This window comes from Niastella sp., assembly GCF_045805085.1.
Lineage (GTDB): Bacteria > Bacteroidota > Bacteroidia > Chitinophagales > Chitinophagaceae > Niastella.
Genome location: NZ_JBJMLX010000499.1, coordinates 1 through 2,544 on the forward strand (window position 1 = coordinate 1; position 2,544 = coordinate 2,544).

At 44.9% G+C, this 2,544-nt stretch carries 3 protein-coding genes; all 3 read right to left on the reverse strand.

Translation table 11 applies throughout. The features are described 5' to 3' along the window. Positions 1 to 760, reverse strand: a 760-nt coding sequence (locus ACJ751_RS26185; protein ID WP_407748490.1) for a hypothetical protein, incomplete at its 3' end; no start/stop codon positions are given. 23 nt (positions 761 to 783) lie between these two features. After that, positions 784 to 1,983: a hypothetical protein gene (locus tag ACJ751_RS26190; protein WP_407748491.1), complete on the reverse strand. Its 1,200-nt coding sequence runs from the start codon at positions 1,981 to 1,983 to the stop codon at positions 784 to 786. A 24-nt stretch (positions 1,984 to 2,007) separates the two neighbouring features. Continuing rightward, the coding region (locus ACJ751_RS26195; protein WP_407748492.1) for a hypothetical protein at positions 2,008 to 2,544 on the reverse strand (537 nt) is incomplete at its 5' end.

Below are 2,544 nucleotides of genomic sequence, written 5' to 3' on the forward strand. Positions count from 1 at the left end.
GAACATCGCCGCCGCCTGAAAGACTATTTATTCGTACATCTCCATCCGCTACATTAAGCCTGTAGGGGTTGGTGGTTTCATTGCCAAGTAATAAATTACCCTGACCATTTAACCACATACGCTGGGCAAGTATTCCACTGGTATCGGTAGTATTGAAAACAACGCCACTACTTAAAAAAGCAGGTGCTGTTTTTTCAACCCGTCCATGTATGCTCATGGCATTTGCAATGGTATTGTAATCACCGGTCACGCCTGAAAAAATTATACTTCCAATGGAGTCGCCCGGTTGCAAAGCCTGTAAAGTGCTAAAGCTGGGTGAAGCATTCTTGAATAATGAAATGCTGGAAGAACCGGCATCAAATGCCAGTTGAGTCGAAAGCCCGTGGGTAGAAGCATTTTGGGTTATATTCAGTTGAGCTGGTAATCTACCGGCTAATGAGTTTCTATAATCAGGAAAAATTCCTATAGTGCCAGTGCCTTGTAACCAGAAGCCGGCTGGTTGCGAAACCGTAAATTGGTTCTGTATAGGATCGCCTCCCTTAAGGCGTGCAAAATCGGCTATGGCTTTGGCTGTAGCCAGCACATTATTACTTGCGCTGTCATTGGAATTCAGATCGGATGAAATACTATCGATCCATCTGTCCTTCAAATAAAGGCGCTCGGTAAAAACGCCTCTCCTTGCCTGAATTTCAGTGGTGAGCTGCTGGCCCGATGCGTAGATTGAAATGAAAGTAAATAATATTAAAACTAACAGTTTCATATTAATATCGTTTTGTGGTTGGTTTAATTGAAAATAAATCCCCGGATCTCAATAGAGATGTTTGTCCAGCCATCCTTATTCGCCAGGTTATCGTCTTTAACTCTCAATGTGTATACTTCATTTGGAGTTCCGGGCGGTGAAATTGACAGGCGTGCGCTAAATACGTTCCCAGCCTCATCAGAAGCCTCCGCGTGGAAAACCTGGTTCGAACCCAAACCGCCTGCCACTGGTGTTCCGGTATAAACACCTGTTGCTGTGCGTGTCCATACTATTTGAGCATTTTGCGGATTTTGCAATACATGCACCACGGGATCTGCCGTGCCTGTTTGCGATAACACAGCTGTATAGATCAGTGGTCCTTGCGGTTGTTGTACATAAGCATTAAGATATCCGTCTTCAATCCACAGGGAACCGCCTAAATACAGTTTACTCAACACCCCATCGTTATTGGCGGTTACCAGTACATCTTCCTCTTGACTAAGACTATTAAACCGTACATCTCCATTTGCTACATTGAGCCTGTATGGATTGTTGGTTTCATTGCCCAGCAATAAATTGCCCGCTGCGTTTAACCACATGCGCTGCCCATAATTTCCGCCGGTATCAGTAGTATTAAAAACAAAGCCGCTGCTTAACCAGGAAGGCGCTGTTTTTTCTACCAATCCATGTATGTCCATTATGTTTGCAACAGCTGTTTGGTTGGTTGTATGCGCAGAAAAAGCCAGACTGCCAATTTGATCACCGGGTTGCAATGCGCCTAATGTATTAAGACCGGTCGCATTGTTTTTAAAAAATACCAGGCTCGCGGGTCCCTGATCGTTGCTTGATCGTTGAACAGAGAGACCGTGCTGCGCATTGCGATGGGTGATATATACCTGGGCCGGTAAGCCGGAGGTAAGGGGAGTCATAAAATTATTAACCGGGCCTACTGCTGCATTTCCCTGCATCCATAAACCGGCAGGTTGTGGGACAGAAAACTGATTATGAATATACCGGTTTGCTCTTGGTCTTAAAAAATCAGCAATAGCCTTGCCTGTAGCCAGCACATTGTCGCTGGCGCTATCACTGGTATTCAAATCAGTTGAGATGCGATCGATCCATCGACCATTGATTTGAAGGCGCTCGGTGAACACCCCTCTTTTTGCCTGAACCTGAAGCGGCGATTGCTGTCCGCTTACATAAATTGATATAAAGACGAATAGTATTATTAATAATCGTTTCATAATAAAATTATCGCTTGTTAAAAATTATCCTGATATAAATACGCGCATCTCAATCGTAATTCGCCGCCACACATCGGTATCGTTGAGGTTATTGTCTTTAACCACCAGTTTTAAAGTAGTTGGACTGGTGCGGTATAGCCGGGTGGCCCCCACGTTACCCGAAGGATCTGCAGGGTGAGAATGTAACCAGGTGAATGGCGCATAAAATATCGGATACGAAGCTGTAGCCGTATAATGACCCACTGAATCGCGGGTCCACACAATATTCGCCGAAATGCTGCTTTCTGATACATATTCCTGCGGATTGCCTTGCTGGTATTCATCCAGTACAGCGCTATAGGTTTGGTAATTCCCACCCTGATCCGCTGGCTCTGGTTGTATTAAGAACAGGGTGCTATCCTCTATGTATAAACCATTGCCCGGGGTTATTTTATTGAGCACACCATTGTTATCACTGCCTGCCAGCACATCCCCATTCCCTGAAAAACTTTTAAATCGTACATCGCCGCTTGCCACGTTGAGTGTATACTTGTTGAGCGTGGGATTCGATTGTACATAACC

Excerpts from the sequence above, each read along its gene's own strand:
- ACJ751_RS26190 (WP_407748491.1), bottom strand. The coding sequence starts at position 1,983 with ATGAAACGATTATTAATAATACTATTCGTCTTTATATCAATTTATGTA.